General features: G+C 55.9%; 22 protein-coding genes, 1 tRNA gene and 1 pseudogene. 7 read left to right on the top strand and 17 right to left on the bottom strand.

All coding sequences use genetic code 11. The features are described from left to right. Positions 1–483 precede the first annotated feature (483 nt). Positions 484–921, top strand: coding sequence for a hypothetical protein (locus H1Y61_RS09395; protein WP_180572440.1), 438 nt, complete (start codon positions 484–486; stop codon positions 919–921). 655 nt (positions 922–1,576) lie between these two features. Next, positions 1,577–2,080, top strand: coding sequence for a hypothetical protein (locus H1Y61_RS09390; protein ID WP_180572439.1), 504 nt, complete (start codon positions 1,577–1,579; stop codon positions 2,078–2,080). A gap of 338 nt (positions 2,081–2,418) precedes the next feature. Here the strand turns inward: H1Y61_RS09390 and H1Y61_RS09385 are convergent, their stop codons facing one another. From H1Y61_RS09385 to H1Y61_RS09340, 10 genes and pseudogenes are all read right to left on the bottom strand, one after another. Further along, on the bottom strand, positions 2,419–3,228 hold the full coding sequence (locus H1Y61_RS09385) for an inositol monophosphatase family protein (RefSeq protein WP_180574462.1): 810 nt from the start codon (positions 3,226–3,228) through the stop codon (positions 2,419–2,421). 1 nt (position 3,229) lies between these two features. Next, positions 3,230–4,030, bottom strand: coding sequence for a glycerophosphodiester phosphodiesterase (locus H1Y61_RS09380; RefSeq protein WP_087728549.1), 801 nt, complete (start codon positions 4,028–4,030; stop codon positions 3,230–3,232). Between the two features lie 16 nt (positions 4,031–4,046). Then, on the bottom strand, positions 4,047–4,913 hold the full coding sequence (locus H1Y61_RS09375; RefSeq protein ID WP_180572438.1) for an ABC transporter permease: 867 nt from the start codon (positions 4,911–4,913) through the stop codon (positions 4,047–4,049). Position 4,914: 1 nt separating this feature from the next. Next, positions 4,915–5,832 carry an ABC transporter permease gene (locus H1Y61_RS09370; protein WP_071205558.1) on the bottom strand — a complete coding sequence of 306 codons (918 nt, stop codon included), beginning with the start codon at positions 5,830–5,832 and terminating at the stop codon, positions 4,915–4,917. Continuing rightward, positions 5,829–6,878, bottom strand: a complete 1,050-nt coding sequence (locus tag H1Y61_RS09365) for an oligopeptide/dipeptide ABC transporter ATP-binding protein (protein WP_180572437.1) — start codon at positions 6,876–6,878, stop codon at positions 5,829–5,831. The genes H1Y61_RS09370 and H1Y61_RS09365 overlap by 4 nt, the downstream gene beginning before the upstream one ends. Continuing rightward, positions 6,875–7,822, bottom strand: coding sequence for an ABC transporter ATP-binding protein (locus H1Y61_RS09360; RefSeq protein ID WP_180572436.1), 948 nt, complete (start codon positions 7,820–7,822; stop codon positions 6,875–6,877). Before H1Y61_RS09360 ends, H1Y61_RS09365 begins: the two co-directional genes overlap by 4 nt. Positions 7,823–7,877: 55 nt before the next feature. Continuing rightward, the gene (locus H1Y61_RS09355) at positions 7,878–9,443 is read right to left on the bottom strand and encodes an ABC transporter substrate-binding protein (protein ID WP_180572435.1); all 1,566 of its coding nucleotides are present in this window, start codon (positions 9,441–9,443) and stop codon (positions 7,878–7,880) included. A 48-nt stretch (positions 9,444–9,491) separates the two neighbouring features. After that, complete coding sequence (locus H1Y61_RS09350) at positions 9,492–10,304, bottom strand: DeoR/GlpR family DNA-binding transcription regulator (RefSeq protein ID WP_162292196.1); 813 nt, start codon at positions 10,302–10,304, stop codon at positions 9,492–9,494. 266 nt (positions 10,305–10,570) lie between these two features. After that, positions 10,571–10,699 (bottom strand): annotated as a pseudogene (locus H1Y61_RS09345) (IS3-like element IS426 family transposase); the annotation flags it as partial. Positions 10,700–10,704: 5 nt separating this feature from the next. Continuing rightward, positions 10,705–11,688 (bottom strand): GlxA family transcriptional regulator, encoded by a 984-nt coding sequence (locus H1Y61_RS09340; RefSeq protein ID WP_180572434.1) that lies wholly within the window; start codon positions 11,686–11,688, stop codon positions 10,705–10,707. A gap of 87 nt (positions 11,689–11,775) precedes the next feature. On the opposite strand from H1Y61_RS09340, the gene H1Y61_RS09335 reads away from it, so the two are divergent. The 4 genes from H1Y61_RS09335 (at position 11,776) to H1Y61_RS09320 (ending at position 13,588) form a co-directional block, all read left to right on the top strand. Continuing rightward, entirely contained in the window at positions 11,776–12,459 is a 684-nt protein-coding gene (locus tag H1Y61_RS09335) for a DJ-1/PfpI family protein (RefSeq protein WP_180572433.1), read from the top strand. Between the two features lie 303 nt (positions 12,460–12,762). Beyond that, positions 12,763–12,948: a hypothetical protein gene (locus H1Y61_RS09330; RefSeq protein ID WP_180572432.1), complete on the top strand. Its 186-nt coding sequence runs from the start codon at positions 12,763–12,765 to the stop codon at positions 12,946–12,948. Beyond that, positions 12,936–13,208, top strand: a complete 273-nt coding sequence (locus H1Y61_RS09325; RefSeq protein ID WP_180572431.1) for a hypothetical protein — start codon at positions 12,936–12,938, stop codon at positions 13,206–13,208. Before H1Y61_RS09330 ends, H1Y61_RS09325 begins: the two co-directional genes overlap by 13 nt. A 119-nt stretch (positions 13,209–13,327) precedes the next feature. Then, positions 13,328–13,588 (top strand): ERF family protein, encoded by a 261-nt coding sequence (locus H1Y61_RS09320; protein ID WP_180572430.1) that lies wholly within the window; start codon positions 13,328–13,330, stop codon positions 13,586–13,588. A gap of 1,238 nt (positions 13,589–14,826) precedes the next feature. Here H1Y61_RS09320 and H1Y61_RS09315 read toward each other — a convergent pair. Then, positions 14,827–14,900: transfer RNA gene (locus tag H1Y61_RS09315), tRNA-Cys, on the bottom strand. Between the two features lie 287 nt (positions 14,901–15,187). Between H1Y61_RS09315 and H1Y61_RS09310 the strand changes: the two genes are divergently transcribed. Continuing rightward, positions 15,188–15,448, top strand: coding sequence for a hypothetical protein (locus tag H1Y61_RS09310; protein ID WP_235680676.1), 261 nt, complete (start codon positions 15,188–15,190; stop codon positions 15,446–15,448). 114 nt (positions 15,449–15,562) lie between these two features. Here the strand turns inward: H1Y61_RS09310 and H1Y61_RS09305 are convergent, their stop codons facing one another. The 6 genes from H1Y61_RS09305 to H1Y61_RS09280 form a co-directional block, all read right to left on the bottom strand. Continuing rightward, entirely contained in the window at positions 15,563–16,324 is a 762-nt protein-coding gene (locus H1Y61_RS09305) for an ABC transporter permease (protein WP_174111067.1), read from the bottom strand. Then, complete coding sequence (locus H1Y61_RS09300) at positions 16,321–17,247, bottom strand: ABC transporter ATP-binding protein (RefSeq protein ID WP_071205751.1); 927 nt, start codon at positions 17,245–17,247, stop codon at positions 16,321–16,323. Before H1Y61_RS09300 ends, H1Y61_RS09305 begins: the two co-directional genes overlap by 4 nt. 152 nt (positions 17,248–17,399) lie before the next feature. Beyond that, the gene (locus H1Y61_RS09295; protein ID WP_180572429.1) at positions 17,400–17,594 is read right to left on the bottom strand and encodes a hypothetical protein; all 195 of its coding nucleotides are present in this window, start codon (positions 17,592–17,594) and stop codon (positions 17,400–17,402) included. Between the two features lie 200 nt (positions 17,595–17,794). Then, a complete protein-coding gene (locus H1Y61_RS09290) occupies positions 17,795–18,628 on the bottom strand; it encodes a response regulator (RefSeq protein ID WP_174111070.1) in 834 nt (277 codons plus the stop codon). A gap of 256 nt (positions 18,629–18,884) precedes the next feature. After that, complete coding sequence (locus H1Y61_RS09285) at positions 18,885–21,398, bottom strand: FAD-dependent oxidoreductase (protein ID WP_180574461.1); 2,514 nt, start codon at positions 21,396–21,398, stop codon at positions 18,885–18,887. Between the two features lie 235 nt (positions 21,399–21,633). Continuing rightward, positions 21,634–22,404, bottom strand: coding sequence for a helix-turn-helix transcriptional regulator (locus H1Y61_RS09280; RefSeq protein ID WP_180572428.1), 771 nt, complete (start codon positions 22,402–22,404; stop codon positions 21,634–21,636). Positions 22,405–22,479 lie beyond the last annotated feature (75 nt).

The following is a 22,479-nucleotide window of genomic DNA, read 5'->3' as shown; positions in this document are numbered from 1 at the left end:
AAGGCGCCATCCCCAAAGGGATCACACCATTTGCTATAGCGTGTTTAATCGGCGGCAACGCAGCTTTCAAGCCATGTCGGGCAAGAGCCTCTAAAATCTCTGCCTGCAATGGATCAAGCCCCGCAAAGCCCTTACAGCGCCGTGCGTTTCATAAAACGCACAAAGGACGCTTTAACACTTTAAATTTGCTGCATAATTTTCTCCTCAAAGCGATTCCGACTTAAGGGACTATGCAGTCGCTTTTTCAACCTGGATCTGAAGCGTTCAAGGCCGGAAAGCGTTGCGCATGGAGACAGGAAGTTCGTCACAATGAAATTGCATTAAGCACGAATCAACCCAATATTGGTCAAAACACCCCTAGTAATTCAGTGTATTTTTTCTGCATTCTAGATTACGAGTCAAATCGTGGAACCTTAATCAAAGCAATACCGTGATCAGGCAGCAGGTGAAACGTATTACGACGGCATGACAACATCAAATTTGATGTCGATTGCTACGGATACATCCTGCGCGAAATTCACCATACCGTATTTGCTAGGAATTAAGCATCCCACTCCCATATCAAATGAAATAAACGGTGCACACGGCGCGACCATGATAAAACCGAGAGACATCGTTGGAAGTTCAATCAAGGAATTGGCCTTCTGCGCACAGTACATGCATATAACTTTTTCCAATCACTATCGGCTGACGGCTTCTCTTGCCGCAATCTTTGGTGATGAGCCGAAAGAGAGATATGTCGGTGACGTAATCCTGTCTGTCAACGATTGCGACGAAGGCATACTCATCCGCTTCCTGCGCCGCTGGCCGCTGTTGATCGGCGCTCCTGACGAAGCAACAGCATACCCGGCCATCATGACGCTGCGCCACGGATCACACGTGCTGACCTGGCAATTCGAACACCAGGATGCCGAGATTTAAGACGGAGAGTCATTAAAAATGGCGGCCCGTGTTTTGCGCATGGATGTTATCGTTGATATTGATCCCAGTTGAACGCGACATATGATAGTATAAATCGCATTATCGAAATAATTTTCGCAAAAATGGAAATAGAACCGGCGGTTCCTGCCCTATAGCTCCATAGCCTGACCTCGTCAGCGAAAACAGCTTATCCTCTCCCCGCTCCGAGCGCGTCATATAGAGCATGTTCAATGCTTGCAGGATCGCAGGCGTCATCCCAGTCGACCAAGGCAAATCCTTCGCATTCACGTCCCGGCCTCCGGCATCGTAAAGCGTCTGCAAGATATAGTGGAGATCACCGTGCGTCATACGCCATTGTTACATGCCGACGCTGATTTGAACAGTCGCAGGTCCCAACCGACACGCGGTTCGATGGTTTGTTACAGCACATGGAGACCACCAATCCACAGGTCTTGCGAAATCCGACTGCGCGTTGACGGCTAAGATCAGCTTGAAAAACCGATTATCACCACCCTTGCTGATATTGGGTCAATTGCCAGAACGGGCTTCGGATGTGGGTTTTCGACTTTTCAAGCTCAGACCTCCATTGACTTGAAAAGAAGCCGCCACGCGCCATCCTATTTGGATGATCCAATGAATTTGCGGAGAGCCGCTATTGAACGTTTCGGACTTCAGCCAACATCGCTTTGCGCCATCGCTGATTGCCGCGGCAATTGTTTGCCTTGGTCCGGTCAGCGTATCTCTCGCAAATAGCATTATGGTCGCACAAGCTCTTGCTGTTTGTCGATCCACAAGTGTCGAGGAGGCAAGGCAAAGGGGAGACCAGCTCGGATGGCCCCGGATGCCGGAAGACAAGAATTGGAAATCATCTTACGAGAGCTATAACAAGATGACGGTCGACGTCGTTGGATGGTGGGATGAAGAGGCCGGGAGCCGTTTGTCATTCTGGGTCGCGACAGGGGTAAATCCGGGTCGGGCATGCAGCTACAGTTTGACCAACAATGACAGCCTGCTCGCCGACCTAAAGGTTGAACTCGGCAAGCCTGAAAATGAAGATCACAACGAGATATCCGACACCGCATACTGGCAACGGCCCGGGGCGGAAATCTATTTCACAAAAGTAGGATCATCGTCCGGTTTCACCATGGGCGTTAAATAATGATCGGAAGAACGTGGGTAGACGCAAAGTGCGAGCCTACAGACGCAGAACAGAGCAAAATCGCCGACGACATCGCCATTCGTGGACGCATCGAAACCATGTGCTCTCTCCTGGCAAAGGATGAACGCGAGATTGAAAGCCGCAGCCAATCGACGGTCGCCAAACCACGCATGGAGGATATTGGGAGCTCAAAAGCGCAGTCCTTTAGCCGACGCCGACCGTATCTCAACCTCGAACGTCTGAATTGCGATCGCAGCATCCCCCCTCACCGCGGCCATCCGGGTTAGGTGAAAGTGGTATAGCGCCCCTTAGCTGCCTTTGTTCCATAGCTCAGGCGATTATGCTGGCAGCGGAATGCGCTTGAGCAGTGGGCGAAGCTTGTTTAGGAACTCAGGGCTGCCACATGCGAAACGAAGCTTCGATGACAGGTCAATCTTGCCCCAGTCGATCGTATGGGAGGCACCGAGGTTGTCGAGTATCGGCAGCGCAGCCATCACATCCCAAGTCGAATCCCCAAGCGACAGATAGCCGTCCGTTTCGCCCATCGCCACCTCGACCAGGGAAATCGTCGCCGCCCCTCCGACGCGAAAGCTGATGCCAAGGTCGTCCGAGAGACAGCGTATGACCTCAAGTCTGTCAGCCGTCGATACCGAGGGATGGAAGCTCAACCCCGTTACGGCCCGTGACATGTCGAGGACGGGAAGCGACTTGATCGGCTTGCCGTTGAGTCTTGTCGGCACCGACCTGCCTCCGACGAAGGTCAGGTCCCGGGCAGGTGCGTGGATGACCCCAAAGACCGGCCGACGGCTTGCGTAAAGACCGATGGAAACTGCCCAGTTCTGGTTGCCCCGAACGAAGTTGAACGTCCCATCGATCGGATCGACAACCCAGATGCGGCCCGAGGTTCCCGTGATCTCTCCACCCTCTTCGCCGAAGATGCCGTCATCGGGAAAGGCTTTCTGCAGGCTCGCTATCAGGAGGGTCTCAACCTGCCTATCGGCCTCGGTCACAAGATCGAGGTGACCCTTCTTTTCGACCGGAAGGCTCGCCAGAGACTGAAAATAGGTCAGGGCCAATTTTCCGGCTTCCTTCGCAATGTCTTCGACGACAGCCTCGACCGCACTGGTGGCCGAGGTAGAAGCATGCATGTCAGCCACGGGCCATATCCCTCAGCCTTGTCACCTGTGCCACGTCGTCGCCGAGAAGCTGATCCAGCTGGCCTTCGCGAACCCATTTGACGATCTGGGCTTCAATATCGGTGCCGTACTGTATCAGCTTTTCGTGATACTGAGCCGGCAGGTAAGTGAAGACGGCAAAACCCTCTTCGTGGAGCTGGTGTGCCTCGCCGCTGGCGAAATGATACATCTCGATGTTCATCGCATCGAGATTGGCCTGACGGGCAATCGCGGCGGGATCGATCAGTCGGGAATGCATCAGACCGACGGTCGGCACATCAGGGATTGCCTCTTTCACCGCTTTCAGCTGAACGTAGTCGAACGAGGAAAACTGCAGAAGGTCTGCGCAGGCCAATTCATCGATCAGAGTCTTCAGCTTCGGAAACAAGACGTCATTGCGGTCGTAGATCTTCAGTTCGAGCTGATAGATGATACCGAGTTCGCGGGCGAGCTGCAGCGCATCTCTGAGACGCGGAACCTGTTCTCCGGCAAATTCCGCGCCGAACCAGCTTCCGGCGTCCAGCCTGGAGACTTCCGAATAAGTCATCTTCTGGATGATGCCACGGCCGTTGGTGGTCCGATCGACCGTCTTGTCGTGCATCAGCACCAGTTCGCCATCACTGGTGATACTGAGATCAGTCTCGCAAGTGACAAGAGGGCCAGCATATTCGAAAGCCTTTCGAAACGCGGCAAGTGTGTTTTCCGGCGCTCCGGCGCTATGTCCGCGATGGCCGCCAAGGCGCATCGTCTCAATGGTCATTCTGAGCGGATTCACCTTATCTTCCTTTTGTTTAGCGCAGCCGTGCATCGAGACGATCGCGCAGGTAGTCGCCGAGCAGACTGATGGAGAGGGTCGTTAGGACGATGACCGTGCCGGGAAAGGCGGCGAGCCACCAGGCGATCGCCAGATAGTTTTGACCGTCGGCCACCATCAATCCAAGGCTCGTTTCCGGCGGCTGAATGCCGAGCCCAAGAAAACTCAGGCCGCTTTCCAGCAGGATGATTTCCGGGAAGTTGACGGTGAACTGCACGATCAGCGGGCCGGCGATGTTTGGCAGCATATGACGAAGGTAGATGCGCATCGACGGCACGCCGACAATGCGGGCCGCTTCCGCATAGCCCTCTTCCCTGGCGCTGATCACCAGGCCACGCGTCAATCGCGCATAGCGCTCCCAGCTGGCAAATCCGACGAGAAAGACAAAGAGCAACGGGCTTGAGCCGAAGAGAGCAAGCACCCCGAGTGCGATGACGATGAAGGGTATCGAGGCCATGGCATCGGCAAAACCCATGATGAGATTGTCGACAAAGCCGCCGAAATGCGCAGCCGCGAGCCCGAGACTGGCGCCGACAAGGGCGCAGATGATCGAGCCTACCAGCGCGATCATAAGGGTCATCTGCGTAGCAACCAGGAGATTGCTGAGGATGTCGCGTCCCAGATAATCGGTTCCGAAGGGAAAGGCCACCGAGACGAGCGGCCGCATCAGCCGGAGGAGCGGGTTCTGGTTCAGCGGATCATGCGGAGCGATCCATTGCGCCGTCAGCGCAACGACGACTACAAGCGCTATCCAAACGCAGCAAACACCGATGCTGGCCGGCATCCCCCGAAACGGAGTTTTCATTCCACGCGCTGCGGGCGTCGCTGTGGTCGATGATCGCATGTCACGGCTTCCTGATCTTGGGGTTGAGCAGGCCATAGAGAATGTCAACAGTCAGATTGATCGACACCATGAAGACCGTGAACAGAATGATCATCGCCTGGACCACCGGCAGATCGCCGGTGGCCGTGGCCCTGACAAAGCCGATGCCGAGTCCTGGCCATGCAAAGACGGGTTCGATCAGTGCCGCCCCTCCCATCATGCCACCCGCGATAAAGCCCAGCGTGGTGACCATGGGGATCGCCGCATTCGGCAGCGCGTGCCGCAAGATAATCTCCCAGTCAGGCGCCCCGTCGGCACGCGCAGCCGCGATATAGGGCTGCCCCAGCACGTCGAGCAGCGTCGAGCGCATGAAACGCGCAACGGCCGCAGCGTTGAACAATGCAAAGGTCGCGATCGGCAGGATCGCATGGTTTAATGTCGAACTGCCCGAACTTGGCAGCACACGCAGCCAGACGGCAAAGACAAAGATGAAGACAAGGCCAAGCAGGAAGTTGGGAACGCTGTAGCCCAGGACGGCACCTGCCATGACGCCCTTGTCGAGCGCGGATTCGCGCCTGATCGCGGCCAGAATGCCGGCGGGAATGCCGATCAGCATGCTGAGCAGCAAGGCTGGCACCGTTAGCATCAACGTCTTTGGTATCCGTTCCGCAACAATGTCGAAGACCTGCCGTCCATCGCCAAAGGAGATGCCGAAATCACCGCGCGCGGCGTTTGCGACATAATAGGCATATTGTTCTGGAAGCGACCGATCCAGACCCCATTTGGCATTGAACGCGGCAACCGCCGCAGGACCGACATCGTCGCCGAGCATCTGCTGGGCTGGATCTCCGCTCAGGCGCAGAACGATAAAGACGAGCGTGACGGTGAAGATGAGCACCGCGATCGCTCGAACCAGACGGGCAAGGATAAAGGCCGTCACAGCGCCGTCTCCTTCTGTGAGACTGGTTGCCTGTCTGTCATCATGTCCATTTGCGGCGCGATCGATCGCGGTAATTCCTCCGCACGATGACAGGCAGTGTGCTGGCTGACGCCATGCGCCGAAATGAGCCGGAGTTCGGGTGTTTCAACGGCGCATCTGTCGAGCGCGAAGGGACAGCGCGACCGGAAAGAACAACCCTGCAACACTTTCGACGCATCCAGCTCGCCCTTGATGGGCGGTTCGATATTGCGAACCCTTGGATCCATGGTCGGGACAGATGCGAGAAGCGCCCGCGTATAGGGATGGCGCGGCCACGCATAGATGGTTCGAATGTCGCCAGTCTCGACGACGCGGCCCAGATACATGACTGCGATGCGATCGACGAGATGGCGGACGATACGCAGGTCGTGGGTGATGAAGACATAGGCAAGATCACGCTCCTGCCAGAGCGACCGTAAAAGCGCGACCACCTGGGCCTGAACCGATACATCGAGAGCGGACACCGCCTCATCGAAAACAACCAGTTTCGGATCGAGGATCAGGGCGCGGGCAATCACGACACGCTGTCGCTGGCCGCCCGACATCTGGTGCGGATAGCGGCTCATCATCGTGCTCGACAGGCCGACGCGCTCGAGCATGGTGGCAACGCGTTGATAAGCGTCTGCCCGGCTGGCAATATAATGGATCAGCAGTCCCTCGGCTACCTGCTGTCCAATGGTCATCTGCGGGTTGAGAGCCGAGAGCGGGTTCTGTTGCACCAAAGAGGTGCGAGTCCGAAACTCCTTCCAGTCCCGTGTGTGACGCTGCTTGTGGTTGATGCCTTCGAACCAAACATCGCCCCGTGTGGGCTCCGTCAATCCGAGCAGAAGCCGTCCGAGTGTCGATTTGCCGCTTCCGGATTCGCCAACGACACCGAGGCGCTCGCGGATCGCAAGTTCAAAGCCAATCGAGTCCACCGCAAGCTGGGTGGTCGGCCGGGCGAAGAGGCCGGTCTTGTGGCGGAATGCCTTGGTCAGACCGCTGGCTTGAAGAAGAGGAGCGCTCATGCTGCCACCGGATGGTAACAGGAGGCCTCGTGGGCGAGACCGATAGTGATGGGCGCCGGAAAGCGGGTGGAACATTCGCCGCTCGCACGCAAGCAGCGTGGGTGGAAATGGCATCCCACCGGAAGGCTATCGAGCAGCGGGACGGATCCAGGGATTGGGACCGGCGGTGCAAGATCATCAGGATCGATGCTGGGCATGCAGTCGATCAGCGCGCGTGCGTAAGGATGCGCCGGTCGTTCGAGCAGTTCAGCGACGGGTGCCGTCTCGACGATCTTGCCGCAATACATCACGGCCGCCCTGTCCGCGAGCCGGGCAATGATGCCGAGATCGTGCGATACGATCATCAGTGCCATGCCGGTTTCCGCCTTCAGCTCTTCCAGCAGATGCAGGATCTGGGCCTGCATGGTCACGTCGAGCGCCGTCGTCGGCTCGTCGGCAATCAGCAACTTGGGCTTGGCCGCAAGCGCATGCGCGATCATCACGCGCTGGTTCATGCCGCCGGAAAACTGGTGCGGATAGGCCCGCAGCCGGCTCGCGGCGCGGTCGATGCCGACGCGTTCCAGAAGTCGCATGGCCTCCATCCGAGCATCCTTGCCCTTGAGACCCTGATGGCGGTGAAGCGCCGTCTCCAGATAATACCCGATCGTATGAACAGGATTCAGGCTGCTGGTCGGGTCTTGAAAGATCATCGCGATCTTCGGGATAGCCGGCCTGGAGATACCGGATCCGCCGGGCTCGAAGGCCACGCTGCCGCCGCTGAGCACAATGCCGCGCGGCAGCGCATTGGCGATCGCATAACAGGTGATGCTCTTGCCGCAGCCGGATTCGCCAACAAGGCCGAGCGTCTGACCTGCCTCCAGAGAGAAACTGACGCCGTCCAGGATCGTTATGTTGCGCGCGGGAATCCGGACGACGAGGTCGCGAACGGTCAATAGGTCGGACATGGCGGATCTCCGTGTGCGGCGCGCATGCATGCGCACCGCCGGTTCGACAGGTTGCTCAGCCGAAAGCAAGGTTGTTGCGGAATTCCATCATCTCAAAGCTGATTGGCCTCCAGTGAACGTCCTTGCGTGCGGCATAGACATCGAAGGGCTGGTAGAGGATCACGGCCGGCGCTTCCTCTTCGAAGATGTCACGGAGGCGGTTGAAGGCGTCGAAACGCTCCTTACCATCCGGTATTTGCGATACCTTCGTGCACAAATCGTTGAACTCCGCGGGCGCCTTCCAGCCCCAACGCTTCTGAACCTGGCCCTTGGGTCCGAATTCGCAGATCATCGTCGCCCAGGCATCCGTCATCCACTGGCCGTTGGACCAGTTGCGCATATAGCTGTCCTGATCCTTCGGTGCGCCGCCCGGTGCATACACCTTCGGCACCACGGTCACGCCGATCTGCTTCCACATCTCGATCATCATCATCAAGGCGGGAACGGCGTTTGCATAATAGTTGCCCATCGTATGGTAGGTGATCGGCGTACCGTCGTAACCGCTTTCCTTCACTAGGCGCTTGGCCTCCTCGATATTGTATTCCATGGCGTGACGGTTCGGATCGAAGGTCTTGCCGTAGTTCGGGAAGTTGAAGCCATTCGGAATCGTCGCCTTGTTCGTCCAGAGTGATTGAACGATCAGCGGACGATTGACCGCAAGCGCCAGGGCGCGGCGAAGCGGTTTCGACTGGAAGACGGGCTGGTTCATGTTGAAGGTGAACATGTGGAAGTTTTCGACGATATTCCCACGCGTCTCCAGGTCGGGATAGCTGTTGATCAACGCCATATCGTCCGGCGTCAACGTCGTGACGATATCGTATTCGCCGCTGATCAGGCCGGCGACGCGCGTTGCGGGTTCGGCAACAAGTTGGTACGTGATTTTAGATGCTGTCGGCTTCAGACCCCAATAGGCGTCGTTGGCTTCGATGACAACGCGGTCATTGGCAACGAACTCGACAAACTTGTAAGGACCCGTTCCAACCGGTTTGCTACCAAAAGCGGCCGTTCCAAGCGTCTTGTAATATGCCTTGGGAACGATGCGACCCATCCAGGATGCCATGTAGGACTCGGTCAGGGGCGTCGGGGTCTTTGTGCGGATGACCACAGTGTACTTGTCCTCGACAACCGGTTCGTCGAAATCAAGCGCGTAAGAACCGCCGAGCGGGATCACCTTGATCGCGTCTGGCCCCCAGAGACGTTCCGAAGAGAAGGTGTAGGCGACGTCGTCTGCGGTCATTTCGACACCATCGTGAAACATCACCTTCTGGCGCAGCTTGAAGCGCACCGATTTGTCGTCGATCCGTTCCCAGCTCTCGGCCAGCGAGGGCATCAGATTGATGCCGTTGCCCGGCGCGCCATTGCTGAAGAAATCGCGCACGACAAGCGTATCGAAAATCTGGTTGACGATGCGGGGACCGACATTGCTGATGGCGTTGATCGGCTCCAACGTAACCGGAATGCCGTTGACGCCGATCTTCAACGCGCGGCGCTCGGCAGAGAAGGCGAATCTGGCACTTGCGGTCGAGGCAAGCGCCGCGACGCTTGCGCCGATCATGAATTTTCTACGGTTGGCCTTAAGCATCTGTTGTCTCCTGGTTGGAAGATGCTGTTGATGGAAATGTCGATTTGCCTAGTTCGCGATGACGAACTTCTTCCGCAGCCTCTCAGGCGCGGCATCGATGATGGATTTCGTGCCGGAGTCGGTCACTATGACGCCGACGTCCTCGATCTTCGCGACGACCGAAAGGCTGAATTTTGTGAACTTTGAATGATCCGCCACAACGATCACCCGCCTCGACACCTCGATCATGGCGCGGGCCACGCTTGCGTTCAGTGGCGACCCCGTGCAGATCAGACCACGATCAATATCGATCGAGGCCGCATTGAGAATGAGTTTATCGGCATTGAACTGGCGAATGAATTGCTCCGCCAAGGGGCCACGGAAGGACCGATTTGTCTCCGTATACTCACCGCCGACGGAATAAATGTTCTGCCCATCGAAACGGGTCAGTTCAGCAATAATGTCGAGCCCGTTCGAGATGAAAGTAAGGCTGCTTCGCCCGGTCAGCTTCTTGGCCACTTCCAGCGCGGTGGTGCCGGCATCTAGCAACACGGTGTCGCCATCGGTCACCATGCGCGCGGCGACATCAGCGATGACGGCCTTTTCCGCCTGCTTCAAGACAAGCCGCGCAGCGTTCGTTGCATCCTGCGCGACCTGATTGACATTGACGGCACCGCCATGGGTGCGCCGAATGAGCCCCGCTTCCTCAAGCTCACCAAGGTCGCGGCGAACGGTCGCCACCGAAATATCAAAGCGCTCTGTCAGCGTACGGATGTCGACGAAATTCTGTTCGCGCAGCAACTCGACAATCTTCGCTTGACGATCTTCCGCTTGTGTCAACACCGGCCGCCCCTTGTCATCAATTTGATGCATATCGATCATTGATGAGCGATATCTATCGTCAATGGGTGACGTTCCTATGACAAATCTGGGTAACTAACCGTGTTTCGGCAGAAACATTTAATACTAGGGAGAAAATGATCGAAAACGATCATTCGTTCATAAAGGCCTTTCGAGGAAAGCCGGTCGCTCAAAACCATGAAGATAAACAGCTGCCCGCAGCAAGGTCCGAATTATTCAGCAAGGGAACAGCCTTCAATAACAGTAACCCTGGAATGCGCCCCGTTTCGCCGGACAGTCGGCCAGCTCGATTTAGCCCTGATGAACTGCCGTGGGGAAGCCATCTTAAGCGAGGAATGGGGAGGGCTTTCGTTGTGGTCTTCGATCCATCCATCGATATGCCGGAGCGCGGTGTCGGCGTCCGATATCGCCGTGAGTATCCTCACTCGTGAAACCGCTCCTGCCAGTCCTTGGGCCCGACGCCTAACCTGCGCAGAAACACCCGCCGCATGGTCTCCGGGGAGCCGAAACCGCATTTGCGAGCGGCGGCTTCAACCGAAAATCCGGTCTCCAGTAGCCCTTGCGCCCGTTCAAGCCGGATGATCTCAACCGCGTCGGCGGGTGTGCGGCCCGTCCGTTGCCGGTAATGGCGGGCGAAAGATCGAAGGCTCATTCCCGCCCGATCCGCCAACGTATGTAGCGTCAGCGAATGGGTCAGATTGGCCGAGATCCAAGCGTGAAGATCGGCGAACCTATCGTCCGCGGTCTGGAGTCTCAGCGGCGCGCTGAATTGCGACTGGCCGCCGGGCCGCTTAAGAAAAACCACCAATTCGCGGGCGACGGCGAGCGCAAGTGCGCGACCGTGATCCTCTTCAACCATCGCCAAAGCGAGGTCTATCCCGGCCGTCACGCCCGCCGAGGTCCAGATCTTACCATCTCGCAAAAAGATTGGGTCGCGTTCGAGGCGAACCTGCGGAAACCGCCCAGCGAATTCGTCATAGCGATGCCAATGCGTTACGGCGCGGCGGCCATCCAGCAAGCCTGCCTCCGCCAGCAGAAACGCACCGCTGCAAACCGACGCCATACGCCGTGCATGGATCGCCCGGTTACGAACCCAGTCGATCAAGACCGGACGGCTGCATGCGACATTGACCCCGCTGCCGCCAACAGCGATGGCGGTGTCGGGCGCCGGCCGGTCTTCCGAAAGGAGAGCACACCGCAGCGCAATCCCGGAATTGCAGGTCACCTCCACCATTTCCGCGACCAAGGCGATATCGTAGAGGGGTCCCTTTTCGGAGTGGGCGCTTCTGCGCGCAATCTCATTGGCCGACGCGAAGACCTGTGCAGGACCCGTCACGTCGAGCACCTGGGCATCCGGGAAGACAAGGATTTCAATCCGACGCAAAATCGTGGTTGGCATCAGCATGGCGTTTGGCATGAAACGAGGGATAATTGGCAATCACGCCAAATCATTTCCTGTCATGGTCTCGGGGTCAAGACAGGAGAAAAAATAGTGTCCATCCGCTTCGGTATTCTTTGCTTTCCCAATGTTCAGCAACTCGATCTGACTGGCCCCTACGAGGTTTTCGGCTCTGCACGCGATGTGCGGGTCGATCTGGTCTGGAAAAACACGGCGCCTGTTCGGGCTTCGACGGGCCTGTGGCTCACGCCCGACCTGACCTTTGAAGAGGCACCTGCGTTCGATGTCATCTGCGTGCCGGGCGGTGGCGGCGTGAACCCGCTTCTGAAAGACGAAGAAACGCTCGACTTCGTGCGGGCGCAAGCGAAGACCGCGCGCTTCGTCACCTCCGTCTGCACCGGAGCGCTGGTCCTGGGCCAAGCCGGACTGCTCGCTGGAAAGCGCGCGGCGACGCATTGGAACGCGATGGATTTTCTCCCACGGTTTGGGGCGACAGCAGTCGAGGCGCGCGTTGTTCGCGACGGCAATCTGATCACCGCCGGCGGCGTCACATCCGGGATCGATTTCGGCCTGTCGGTCATCGCGGAATTCATGGGACAGGATGAGGCGGAGACGATCCAGCTCTCGCTAGAATACGCCCCGGCTCCGCCCTTTGATGCCGGATTGCCGACGCGGGCGCGCCCGGAAATTCTTGCGGCGGCCCGCCAACGCATGGTTCGGTCCAGGCAAGAGCGAGAGGCGCTGATTTCGCCTTGCTTCAAGGCAAACCAAAAGTAGCTAGGACAAACTTTTCCTTCGCCATGGCGCCCGAGACAAACACGCATGGGAATTTCTTTGGCCCCTCCCCGACCAAGACGCTGCAGAGCGAACGATTCAATCGCCTGAATTGCAGTTGTCGTTGGGCGCTCGGATATCCAAGGTTTGCCTCACAGCCCTTAATCGCGCTGATTAGGCCAGGAATCACAAATAAAAATTACCGCACGTACAGCGTCAGGCTGAGCGGAATCCACAACCACAAGGTTTTTCCGATGAAACCGAGAGGTCTCCATACGGGCAGCATCAGAGACGAGGAAGTTTCCGATGCCTGATATCGACGCCAAGGTATCCGTTGCTCAAAAGGCCAGGCACCGGCAGTTTCTGGGCATCCTCTCTTACAAGCTGCGGATCGCATTCTGCGGGCTTCTGACAATCCTTCATCATGCCGATCAGCAACACAAGCGGCTCGATCTCATCCACCACGAACAGGTGGCGTCATGGGCAAGGTGATCGATCCTGTTGGAACCGCGGAACATATCAGCCAGACCGCCGCCCGGGTTCTGGAACAGACGAAACATGCCATGGAGTCGAAAAAAATGGAAAACGCAATTCAGGTTCATACGCCGCAACAGATCGCAGCCGCACAGGTGGCGCGTACCATCACTCCATGGAAATGCTCGACCGAGCGGTCTACTCTGGCGCCGGGGTCGAAATCCTCATCCAACCCATGGCACTGCGAAGCCAACCAGGCGCGCAAGCGCCCTCAATGAAACCATGGCGATGACCAAGGCCAATTTGCCGGCAATCGTCAAGACGAGGAAGGTGGACTTCACCACGCAGAAGGGCCGCACGAATTACCGGTATAAGGATTTGGCGTCGATCATGAACCATGATCGGGCCGGTTTTATCCGCCAATGGGCTTTCCGTCCGCTACCGCCCCGAGGCGGAGCCGAACCAGCCGATTTCCGTCACCTGCATCATTTCGCACCGCATGGGCCATAGTGAGGAAAACACCCTCATGGCCGGGCTGGATGACAACAGCAACAAAAACAGCATTCGGGCCATCGAATCGACAATCACATATCTGCAGCGCTACACGCTGAAAGCCGGTCTGGCTCCTTTGATGACATCGGGCAATGATCGATATTAAATTCATATATCTCTATGTGAACACATCATGACATGGGACAAAGCGATATTACCACCGCCAACCTGTGCGCCCACTTGTCAGACTTCCCGATATTGCGGATTCGGCTTTCTCTGACGCGGATTGATGGTTTGTTACAGCACAGGAACACCACCAATCCACAGGTCTTGCGAAATTCGATTGCGCGTTGACAGCCGTTTGATGTTCACGATCCAAATCGCCCTATGCAGCATCGCCGGAATGTGACGATAGCCATACTGGCCATGCTGGAGGGCGAATGCAGTGACGTCAGCGGTCAAAGCCGTTTCATCGTGTGGTGGGCTTTTCAATTTTACGCTGCGAGGAACGACGGGCGGGACTTAGAGGTTCTCTCTTCTGCAGCCGCCTCACCCAGAAGCATCTTCCATTCAATCAACTTCATTGCCTATGACAAACCGTTATCGGTTTTCTGATCAAGAATCCTTCGCGCTTTAAACTTCACGCCATCCTTTGGACGCGAGTCTTTCATTTTCTGCATCACAGCACAGACAATTAGCGTAAAATAAAAAAATTGAACAAATAGCGAAAAGAATATGACTTTTAAAAAATTTTCGAAAGTGAATTGCGACAACAAAAATGTGTAGACGGCGAACGAAATTATTAATAAAAACATTATAAAAAAGGCACGAGGTGCATAGATCATTTTTTGAAAGTCAAAATATCTCTTCTCAAATTTAAATAATGAATTTACTGCATTTTTCATTTTGACCCTCTTGACGAGATATGCTCGAGTAATTCAATTAAAAATTGAATTACTATTTTAATTCAATTTTTAATTACATAGCTTTTACAAAACTTAACAAATCAATCCTGACAAGACGCCTCAATTGGGCTGATAAATCATATCTTTAAACGAAAAATATACTTGATCTGCGGAGAGCGAACTGGTGAAGTCTGTGTTCTCGTCCTGCAAATGCGCCTAATCTATCCTGGAGGCGGCGTCATTTCTTTGAATCCCAAAGAGGCGCTCGTACTACCAACGAGCCTTTTCAGGCACTCCAACGCGCAGCAGTCGGAATCGTAATCGACACCAAGCCTTTTGAGCGATTGATTGAAACTACTGAGAAACAATCGACTATTCACTTGGGAACTAAATGTGCCACACGCTCAAAATCGCTGGACAGAGCAGCAAGCGAAAAAGCTGCCACACGCTAAAAATAGCGGCGAAAAATCAGAGATTTATATATTTGGGAAGAAGGGAATGGAGGCCTCGCCCGGAATCGAACCGGGGTGCAAGGATTTGCAGTCCTCTGCGTAACCACTCCGCCACGAGGCCATTCCATAACTTAAAAGCGTGTGGTGACGGGCATTTAGAACGGATCGAAAAGAAGCGCAAGAGGAATTTCCGAAAAACCCCGTTCTAAAATTTTTGAAACTATATCCGAGCCGGGTTCCGCAGGCATGACGAGACGGAAAGTCAAAAAAATCGCCTCCAGTTCGGCATGCCCTGTGCAGAAACGATGGAGCCACACATCATCCTTGACTCTTCATTGGTAGGAACATAACAAGAACAATATAGCGTATCGATACGCTGACAGCCTGCTTTCACAGGAGATCTTCGATATGTGCTCAAAGTCTGGTTCCCCAGAAGCCGACCGGATTGCTCATCTTATTGAATGGCACGACGGCGATGCAAGAGCCGCCATCGCCACGCTCTTGGATGATGTGCATCATTTGCGTCAGCAATTGGCAATTGCGTCAAATGCAATCAGTCTCGGCTATACCAGAGGATGGGTACCCGTCGATGAGGTGAACTGCATGAAGGATATCATCGGCGGCACCATACCACCCAGCGCCATGACAGATCATGAAGCGACTGCATAATTCCTCAAGCCGGTGACGGTTAAGAAATTACGCAACCAATATAGAGCGTTACAGCATCGTCTGTGTGTTTGTCCTTTCGGGGAAGCAGAAACTCCGCTTTTCCCAAAACAAATTCTAGGCCTTAAGCTTGTAGCCGGTACGGAACATCCAGGTCAGCACCGCGAGGCAGACGGTCAGGAACAGGCCGATCATCGCCAGACTGATCAATGGATTGATATCCGCCTCCCCGAAGAAGCTCCAACGGAAACCGCTCACCAGGTAGAAGACCGGGTTTAAGTGGCTGATCATCTGCCAGACGGGCGGCAGAGCGTTGATCGAGTAAAATGTCCCACCCAGAAAGGTCAACGGCGGGATGACCAGCATCGGCACCATGCTCAATTGTTCGAAATTCTTCGCCCATATGCCGATGATGAAACCCGCCATACTGAAGGACATCGCCGTTAAAGCCATAAAGACCAGCATCAACACCGGATGATCCACCCGGATATCAACGAACAGCGTCGATGTGGCCAGAATGATCAGGCCGACGATCATCCCCTTGGTGGTCGCCGCCCCGACATAGCCCAGCAGAACCTCACCCAGCGCAATCGGCGCCGAGAGAATTTCATAGATTGTACCGGTGAATTTGGGAAAATAGATGCCAGTGGCGCCATTGGATATGCATTGCGAAATCAGCGTCAGCATGATCAGTCCCGGCGTAATGAACCCGCCATATCCCACCGCAGTCCCGGTTTGCATTTTCGTGCCAATCGCCGCACCGAACACGATGAAATAAAGTGCGGTAGACACGACAGGAGAAATCAGGCTCTGCATCAGGGTGCGGCGCATCCGTTGCATTTCGGCCCGGTAGATGGCCCAGACTGCGGTATAATTCATGATTTCCCCCCGGTCAGCGAAACAAAAATATCCTCGAGCGAGGTTTGCCTGGTGGAGATGTCAACCACAGCGATGCTGGAGGTTTCCAACGCCGTCAAAAGCGCCATCAAGGCGCCGGGCGTTGCCTGCGGCTCATAATCGTAAACGATCTGGCGACCTTCGCCAGCGAGGCTGAGGCGCCATTCGTCCAGCCGCCCCGGCAGGCTTTTCAGCGGCTCGGCCAGGTCCAGGATCATCTGCTTGCGGCCAAGCTTGCGCATCAGCGCCACCTTGTCCTCCACCAGCAGCACCTCGCCCTGGTTGATGATGCCGATCCGGTCGGCAATCTCCTCTGCCTCCTCGATATAATGGGTGGTGAGAATGATGGTGACGCCCCGGCTGCGCAGATCGCGCACCAGGTTCCACATATCGCGGCGGAGCGCCACATCGACCCCCGCCGTCGGTTCATCCAGAAACAGCACGCGCGGTTCATGGGACAGCGCCTTGGCGATCAGCACCCTGCGCTTCATGCCGCCGGAAAGCTCCCGCAGCACCGCATCGCGCTTTTCCCAGAGCGACAGGGATTTCAATATTCCCTCAAGATAGGCTGGATCGGCCTTGCGCCCATGCAACCCGCGCGAAAACGCCACGGTATTCCACACGGTCTCGAACTGATCCGTAGTCAATTCCTGCGGTACAAGGCCAATCAGCGCCCGGGTCTGGCGAAAATCCTGAACGACATCGTAACCATCGACAACAACCGTTCCGGATGTGGGATTGACGATGCCGCATATGATAGAAATCAGCGTGGTCTTGCCCGCGCCATTGGGGCCGAGCAGAGCGAGGATCTCGCCCTCCTCGATCTCCAGCGACACATCCTTCAATGCCGAAAAACCGGTGGAATAGGTCTTGGTGAGGGACTTGATCGATACGATAGACGCCATTCGTGCAGACAATCCTGAACGTCCGCCTCCTTGACTGTCGAGACAATGCGACAACACGGACCTTGCCATGCGCCCCACCGGTCTCCACTCCCGGAAACGGACTATGTGCAACAGAGGCGCCTATATAGCACGGCTCCTTGAACCGGCCACCGCTATAGGAAAAATCTTTTGTAAAAGAACACATCCACACATATGCAAATGGTCGCAATAGACACGGTTTCGTCGGCCTGCTTGGCCAGGTAGAGATATTGATCGACCGCATGCAGGTCATTGTCGAAGACCACACGCCCACCCACTTCCGTCACCCCGATGGAAACCGTGACCGTCACATGACCACTGTTCAGCAACACCTGTCTATGTGAGAGATCGAGATGAAATCTGTCACAGGCTATCAAGCGATTATATCCGTCATTCCTTAAATCCGAATAGATTTAAGGAATGACACAGAATATAGAAAGCGTTGTAGCGCCGCCTATAAGAAAACGCTGGTCTGTAATATCAAGATGAAGTTTATGATGTCCGTTCACCTTGATATTAGGCAGGAAGATCAGGCTGCGGCTTGGTTTCTCTTGCGCCCGGCGCGGATCTGCACCAGCGTATCGAGGTTCTGATTGACCCGGCAGTAGAATTCTTCGTCGATGAACGGGCGCAGCATGAAATCATTGCCGCCAACCTTCAGGAAACGCGCCGACAGCAAACGGTCCGACGAGGACGACACGCCGATGATCCGCAGTTCATGCGAGCCGCGCACAGCCCGGATGCGCCGCGTCAGTTCAAATCCATCGATGTCAGGCATGTTATAGTCGGTCACGACCAGACCGATATCGGCATTGCTCTTCAGCAGTTGCAGGGCCGTGGCACCGTTATCCGCCGTGCTGACCCGGAAATTGTAGCGCTTCAAGCGGCTCGACAGCAAAGCGCGCGCCGTCGGGCTATCATCGACGATCAGCACATGGTGATGGTGATTGGTAAGAAAGCGGCAAACGGACTCGATCAACATTTCAACCGCGAAGATATTGTCCTTGAGGATATAGTCGACAATATCCTTGGCCAATAGCTTTTCACGGGTTTTCTCGTGAAACGTGCTGGTAAAGACAACAGTTGGAATGTTCAGATCGGTCAGATATTCCAAAGCCTCGCCATTTTCGGCGCCCGGCAGATTGATATTGGAGATTGCCAATGTAACAGGCTCGTCGGAAAGCTCGTTTGCGGCCATCAAATCTTCATAGGTACGGCAGATTTCCGCATCAATATTGAAAATCTCTTTCAAACGTTGCGTGATCATGGATGTAAAGACATTGGAGTCTTCTGCGACGATAATACGTGCGTCCGGAAATTTTTCGCCGGAATATTGCATTCCTGAAACGCCAAGATAGGTCATGACACGCCTTTGAACAAGAGATCTTGCCGCAATATAGACATGACCGATTGCTGAAATATTAATCGAAACGGGGCGTTATACCTTCTATGCTTAATAAGAACAAAAAGGCGGCCCAGAGGTGGCCGCCTTTTTGGATAGATTCAGCGCGTCGTCTATCGACGGCAGGTTTCAAACATTGCCATCCGTCCTGTGTTCAGAAAACAGCAACTATTTCCAAACGCCACTTCAAGCAATATCTGGTTCCATTTTACCACTCTCAAGCCCTGAGAGCGGCATTATCAGGATCGAACGGGCTTTCGCCCACAACCACCGCGTCATAGAGATCGCCCAGGATCTTGATCTTCAGCTTGGTGCCTTCAGTTGCATAGCCGGGTTGCAGCATGGCAAGCGCGATGGATTTGCCGATGCGCCATCCATAGGTGCCATTGGTTGCACGCCCGACCAGATCGCCCGTTTCATTGTAGATCGCTTCCGAGCCGCGAGCATCGACATCCGCCACGCCTTCGACAACCAGGGTGGCGAAATTCCATTTCAGACCCTTTTCCTTATAGGCAACCAGAGCCTCCTTGCCGATAAAGTCCTTATCGAGCTTGATGAAACGGTCGAGCGCCGATTCGTAGGCATTGTATTCGATCGACATTTCCCTCGGGATCAGGCGGTAGGATTTCTCGACGGACATCGACAGCATGGCGCGGATGCCGAAAGGCTTGATGTCGAATTCGGCACCGGCCTCCATAAGCCTGTCGAAAATATAGGCCTGCATCTCGATGGGGTGATGCAATTCCCAGCCCAGTTCCCCGACAAAATTGACGCGCAGCGCATGGGCACTCGCCACGCCAACCGAGATTTCCTTGCCGGTCAGCCAGGGGAAATCCTTGTTCTCCAGGCTGGTGCGCGTCAGCTTTTGCAGCACCTGCCGCGACTTTGGCCCGGCCAGAACCAGCACGCCGAGCTTCTGGGTAATCTGCTGAAGCTTGACCGACCCATCGGTCGGAGCCAGCTTGCGCAGATAATCATGGTCATGGGCCTCGTAAGCGCCAGCCGACACCAGATAGAAGCGGTTCGGAGCCCATTCATAGACCGTGAATTCGGCGCGAACCCCGCCATGCTGGGTCAGCATGTGGCACAGCGCGATGCGGCCACGCTTCTTCGGGATGGCATTGGCAAACAGGCTGTCCAGCCAGGCCCGTGCGCCGGGACCGGACACTTCCATCTTGGCGAAGGCCGACATGTCGAGCACGCCGACATGCTCGTTGACATGCTTCACCTCATTGCCAACATGCTCGAAATAGTTCGAGCGGCGGAACGACCATTTCTCCACCACCCGGCCATCCTCGGTCGGGGCCGCATAATTGTGGTTGGTGATGACATCGACACCAACGCCAAGCTCGTTCTGGGGCACTTCATAGCCTTCGGGCGCAAACCAGTTGGCGCGCTCCCAGCCATAGACAGAGCCGAAGACAGCGCCCATTTTCTTTAGCCGGTCATAGACTGGCGTGGTTTTCAGCGGACGGGCGGCAGCGCGCTCCTCGTCCGGGTAATGCATGGTGAAGACATTGGCATAGGCTTCTTCGTTCTTGGCGATCAGATAGCCTTCCGTCGCATAAGGGCCGAAACGGCGCGGATCGGCACCCATCATGTCGAGGGTGGATTCGCCATCGACGATCCATTCCGCCAATTGCCAGCCGGCACCGCCAGCGGCGGTGATGCCAAAGGAATGGCCCTCGTTCAGCCAGAAATTCTTCAAACCCGGTGCCGGACCGACAATCGGATTACCGTCCGGCGTATAGGCGATGGCGCCGTTATAGACTTTCTTGATGCCGACTTCGCCAAAGGCCGGCACACGTACCATGGCCGTCTCGATATGCGGCATCAGCCGGTCGAGTTCTTCCTGGAAAAGCTCGTATTCACTCTCATCGGACGGACCATCGACATAACAGACCGGCGCGCCCACTTCGTAAGGCCCAAGCAACAGGCCACCATTTTCCTCGCGCATGTACCAGGCGCTATCGGCCTCGCGCAGGACGCCCATTTCCGGCAGGCCCTTGGCCTTGCGTTCAACAATGGCCGGATGCGGCTCGGTGACGATATACTGGTGCTCGACCGGAATGACCGGAATGTTGATGCCCACCATTTCGCCGGTCTTGCGGGCAAAATTGCCGGTACAGGAGATTACGTGTTCGGCGGTGATCTCACCCTTGTCGGTGGTGATCTTCCACAAGCCATCCGGCTGACACTCGATGGCCGTTACGGTCGTGTTGCGGTAGATTGTGGCCCCACGGTCGCGGGCACCCTTGGCCAGCGCCTGGGTCAGGTCGGCGGGCTGGATGTAGCCGTCGTCGGGATGTTGTATCGCGCCGAGCAGGCCTTCCGTTTCACACAGCGGCCAGATTTCCTTGACCTGTTCAGGTGTCAGGATGTTGACCTTGACGCCAATGGTTTCGGCAATCCCGGCATAATACATGAACTCGTCCCAACGATCCTTGCTGCGGGCGAGACGAATATTGGAAACCTTGCTGAAACCGACATTCATGCCGGTCTCTTCCTGGAGTTCCTGATAGAACTTCACCGAGTATTTATGGATCTGGCCGACCGAATAGCTCATGTTGAACAGCGGCAGCAGACCGGCGGCATGCCATGTCGAGCCTGAGGTCAGTTCCTTGCGCTCGATCAGCACGCTATCGCTCCAGCCCTTCCTGGCCAAGTGATAGAGCGTGGAAACGCCGACGACGCCGCCACCGATCACCACGGCCCGTGCATGAGATTTGATCGACATGGAATTTCCCCTGTTCTGCTGCGAGCGCAAGGCGCAAACGACCGGATGACGCCGCAAGATTGATCCCGCGACTATGATAAAGACCCGCTTCCCTGTGCCGCCCGTTTGCGACATGGGCATGGGCTGGCGCGACCTGCGGATAAAAACTGCTGATGTAACGATCCTTGATCAATCGCAAATCGCCAAACGCAGAGCAAGCCCTCGTCATAAGCCCTATCATAGACATGCTTTATTGCGGGATCAGGAAGACCAGCTTGCAATCCGGACGGTCGCAGGGCCGGTAGTTGAACTGGCGAAATCGCAACCTGCCTCGATCAGGTGAAACCAGTTCACGCTCTCCGCCTTCGCGGTCCAGCACCGTCTGCTCCCGCCAACCCTGCGCAAACAGCGGACTGTCGCGCTGTAGCTGTTCAATCAGCGCACGGACCGTCGCATCGCGCAATGCATGACTGTAATCGGCGCGAAATTCGGCCAGCAGCCGTAGCGCGCGCATTTCCCAATCGACAATGATCTCGCGGGCGCCGGGATTGAGAAATACATAGCGCAGCAGGTTTCTATCCTTGCTGTGCTCGCCAAGCCAATCAGGAAACAGGGATGCGGCTGCGGAATTGAAACAGCAGGCATTCCAGTTGCGGTCTAGCGCATAGGCTGGATGCTGGACCATGCTGACAGCCGTCACCAGGGACGCCGGCACGTCGTCAATGGCGTCTCCGTCTTCCTCGTCGGGGTCGCGCCGGGATGCCAGTTCAAAGAGATAAGCGCGTTCGGCCCGGGTCAATTCCAGGGCCCGCGCCAGCCTCGCCAAGGCCTGCGGCGAGGCCTGCACCTGGCGCCCCTGCTCTATCCAGGCACACCATGTGGCGCTGATGCCCGCTCGTTCGGCCAGTTCCTCGCGCCTCAGGCCCGGCGTGCGCCGCCGTCCGATCCGGTCCGGCACCAATTTTTCACGATGAGTGCGCACGAACTCACCCAGCAAACGTCTCTGTTCTACATCCAGCATGGCAGCATTTATAACAGGATAACTGCTCCTCTTGTAACAGCATATTGTTGGCGTCATGCTGTTTACACCAGGCGA

Source organism: Agrobacterium vitis (genome assembly GCF_013426735.1).
Taxonomy (GTDB): domain Bacteria; phylum Pseudomonadota; class Alphaproteobacteria; order Rhizobiales; family Rhizobiaceae; genus Allorhizobium; species Allorhizobium vitis_D.
Note: the sequence above shows the minus strand (reverse complement) of the source record. Positions and strands in the feature narration are given on the sequence as shown.